Source organism: Cellulomonas sp. P4_B5_2 (genome assembly GCF_056402235.1).
The window spans coordinates 1-3522 of sequence record NZ_JBFUHU010000360.1 but is presented as its reverse complement, the minus strand read 5'-3'; the positions used below and the strand labels follow the sequence as shown (position 1 = coordinate 3522).

General features: G+C 74.3%; 2 protein-coding genes. Both read left to right on the top strand.

Annotated elements, in window-relative coordinates; all coding sequences use genetic code 11:
• Window positions 1-1559: DEAD/DEAH box helicase (locus tag AC1DUQ_RS19385; protein ID WP_477074389.1), on the top strand; the 1559-nt coding region annotated here is incomplete at its 5' end.
• A gap of 38 nt (window positions 1560-1597) precedes the next feature.
• On the top strand, window positions 1598-3522 hold a 1925-nt coding region (locus AC1DUQ_RS19380; protein WP_477074388.1), incomplete at its 3' end, for a TM0106 family RecB-like putative nuclease.

Sequence of the window (3522 nt, the reverse complement as noted above, 5' to 3'; positions counted from 1 at the left end):
CGCCGGCACTGCCCGCCCRGCCGATCGCGAGGCCGTCGGCGCTGCCCGCCCGGCCGACCACGGTCGAGTCCTCCAGCGCGACGACGACGCTCCCGGCACCCCCGACGACGCACCCGGTCGCCCGGATCGCCGCGCCCGCGGAGCCCGCCCCGCACATCGAACCCACAGAGCCGGTCGCACCGGTCGCACCCGTCACCGAGACCGAGCCACTCCCCCGACCGTCGGCCGGCGCCCCCACCCGCACCGCCGACCGCAGCCCCCTCCCGCCCGGCGGCGAGGTCCGGTACGTCGGACCCCAGCTGCGCCCGTGGCAGAAGGACGTGCTCGACGCGTGGCTGGCTGCGGGCCGCCGCGGGATCGTCGAGGCGGTGAGCGTGCAGGGCCGAGGTGTGGTCGGTGCGCTGGCGGCCTGGGACGCGCTCACGCGCGGCGAGAAGGTGCTCGTCCTGGTCCCGACGACGGACCTCCTCGAGCAGTGGCTGACCACCCTGACGCTCCAGCTGCCCGGCCTGTCGCTCGGCCGTCGCGACCTCACGACCGCCCACACGTTCGACGACTGCGACGTGCTGGTGTCGCTGGTCAGCAGCGCCTTCGGGCACGACCTCCTGGAGGACCGGGYGGGCCTGCTGGTCGCGGACGAGGTGCACAAGTACGGCTCCGCGCGTCCGGCGGAGACGCTGCGCGACGGGTTCCGCGCGCGCCTCGGCCTGACGACGTCGGTCGAACGCCAGGACGCCGGCGTCGACGAGATCCTGCAGCCGTACTTCGGCACGGTGCTCGACGGCTGCGACCTGCGTCGCGGTCGCGCGGAGGGTGTGCTGGGCCGGTTCCGGCTCGCGCTCGTGCCGGTGGACCTCGACCCCGCCGACCAGTCGGAGTACGACACCCTGTCCGCGCAGCTCACGGACCTGCAGGAACGCCTGACCGCGCACGGCTGCGCGCCGGGCACGTTCCACGACGACGTGATTCGGCTGCAGGGCGGCTGGCGCGAGAACGCGCGGGCCGCAGCCGACGCCAGCGCGTGGCTGCGCGCGGTGAGCAGCCGGCGTGACCTGCTTGCGACATCGACGGCCAAGCTCGACGCCGTGGCGCAGCTCGCTCCGCTGCTCGCCCGGTCGGCCCGCGGCCTGGTCTACACGCACACGAAGGACGATGCCGACACCGCCGCCTCGCGACTGCGGTCGGTCGGCGTCGCCGCCTCGTGGTTCCACAACGGTCAGGAACCCGAGGTCCGGCGGAACACCCTGCGCGACCTGCGCAGCGGCGGCGTCACGGTCCTGTCCGTCCCGAAGGTGCTCGACGAGGGCCTCGACCTGCCGGCGATCGGCGCGGTGGTGATCCTCGCCGGCAGCCGGACCCGACGGCAGCTGGTGCAGCGCGTGAGCCCTGTCCTGCACCCGGCGGAGGCGGACCGGCTTCCCGTGGTGGTCGTCGTGCACGCCCGCGGGACCGTGGACGCGGACGACGGCTTCCTCGCGGAGCTCGCCGAGGTCGCCACGGAGGTCCGCGCGTTCGACGCGGACGCCGCCACGATCGCCGACTGGTCCGCAGGCGCCTAGCCCGCAACCCTGTCCGAGGCGCCCTCTACCCTCGGCGCATGTTCCTTCTCGACGACGGTGGCCTGGTCCTCAGCCCGAGCGACCTGGCCAACGCCGCCGCCTGCGAGTTCGCCGTGCTGAGGAACCTCGACAGCCGCCTCGGCCTGGCGGAGCCGGCGCCGATCGCCGCGGACGCCATGCTCGCGCGGGTGTCCGCACTGGGCACGGCGCACGAGAACCGGGTGCTCCAGGAGTACCGGGCGTCACACGCGGTCGTCACGATCGCCCGCCCGCGGTACGACGAGGCCGGCGACCGAGCCGCACTGGAACGCGTGCACGCCGTCACGCTCGCCGCTCTGGGCTCGGATGCCGACGTCATCTACCAGGCGGGGTTCTTCGACGGCCGGTTCACGGGGTGGGCCGACTTCGTGGTGCGCGAGGAGGGCGGCTGGGCCGTGCTCGACACCAAGCTGGCCCGGAGCGTGAAGGTCACCGCCCTGCTCCAGCTGGCGGCCTACGCGGACCAGCTGATCGGTGCGGGCATCCCGGTCACGGCCGAGGTGCACCTGATCCTGGGCGACCGGACGCGGTCGAGCTACCGCCTGGCGGACCTGCTGCCGCTGTACCGCGAGCGCCGGACGCTGCTCGAGGACGTGCTCGACGAGCACCGCGCCGCGCAGACGCCCGTGGCCTGGGGCGACACCCGCTACCGGGCATGCGGCCGGTGCGACGTCTGCGCCGCGCAGATCGCCGCGCACCGGGACGTCCTCCTGGTCGCGGGGCTGCGGTCGACGCAGCGCGCGCGGCTGGCGGCGGTCGGGATCGGCACCGTCGACCAGCTGGCCGCGAGCGCCGGCCCGGTCCCGGGGATCGGCGGCGCGACGCTGGCCAACCTGCGCCGGCAGGCGGCCCTGCAGGTGCGGCAGGAGACGTCGACCGAGCCGCTGGTGTTCGAGGTCATCGACCCCGGGGCGGTGCAGGACCTGCCCGCGCCGGACCCCGGCGACATCTTCTTCGACTTCGAGGGTGACCCGCTGTGGACGGACGACACGGTCCCGGCCGACGCGCCCGCCGACTGGGGGCTGGAGTACCTGTTCGGGGTGGTYGAGGCCGACGGGACGTTCCGGCCGTTCTGGGCGCACGACCGCGCTCAGGAGAAGCAGGCGTTCGTCGAGTTCCTCGCCTATGTCGCCGAGCGCCGTGCCGCGCACCCCGGCATGCACGTCTACCACTACGCCCCCTACGAGCGGACCGCCCTGCTCCGGCTGGCCGGCCGCTACGGCGTCGGCGAGGACACCGTGGACCAGCTGCTGCGCGACGGCGTGCTGGTCGACCTGTACGCGACCGTGCGGCGGGGTCTGCGGGTGGGCAGCAGCTCGTACTCGCTGAAGAAGCTCGAACCCCTCTACATGGGTGACGAGACGCGAGAGAGCGAGGTGACGACCGCGGCCGACTCGATCGCCGAGTACGCCGAGGCGTGCGACCTGCGCGACGCGGGGAACGAGACCGCCTGGCAGGCGAAGCTCGCCGAGATCGCCGAGTACAACCGGTACGACTGCGTCTCCACGCTGCGGCTGCGCGACTGGCTGCTGGCGCACGGCCCGGTTCCGACGGGAGCCGCGGYGGGTGAGCCTCGGGAGCCCGCCGACGAGGACCCGCTGGTGGCGGACGTCCTGGCGAAGGCCGAGGTGCTGGACGACCCCCGTGACCAGCAGGCGGTCCGGATGCTCGCCGCGGCGGTCGGCTACCACTCGCGCGAGGCGAAGCCGTTCTGGTGGGCGCACTTCGACCGGTTGCAGTCCGACCCCGCCGAGTGGATGGACCCCCGCGGCACGCTCCTCGTCGACGGGACGGCTGAGGTGGTCGAGGACTGGACCATCGGACCCGGCAAGCGCACCTTCGCCAGGACGCTGCGGCTGACCGGGCAGCTGGAGCCGGGCAGCGACCTGCGCGCAGGCGGCACCGCGTACGCGCTGTACGACCC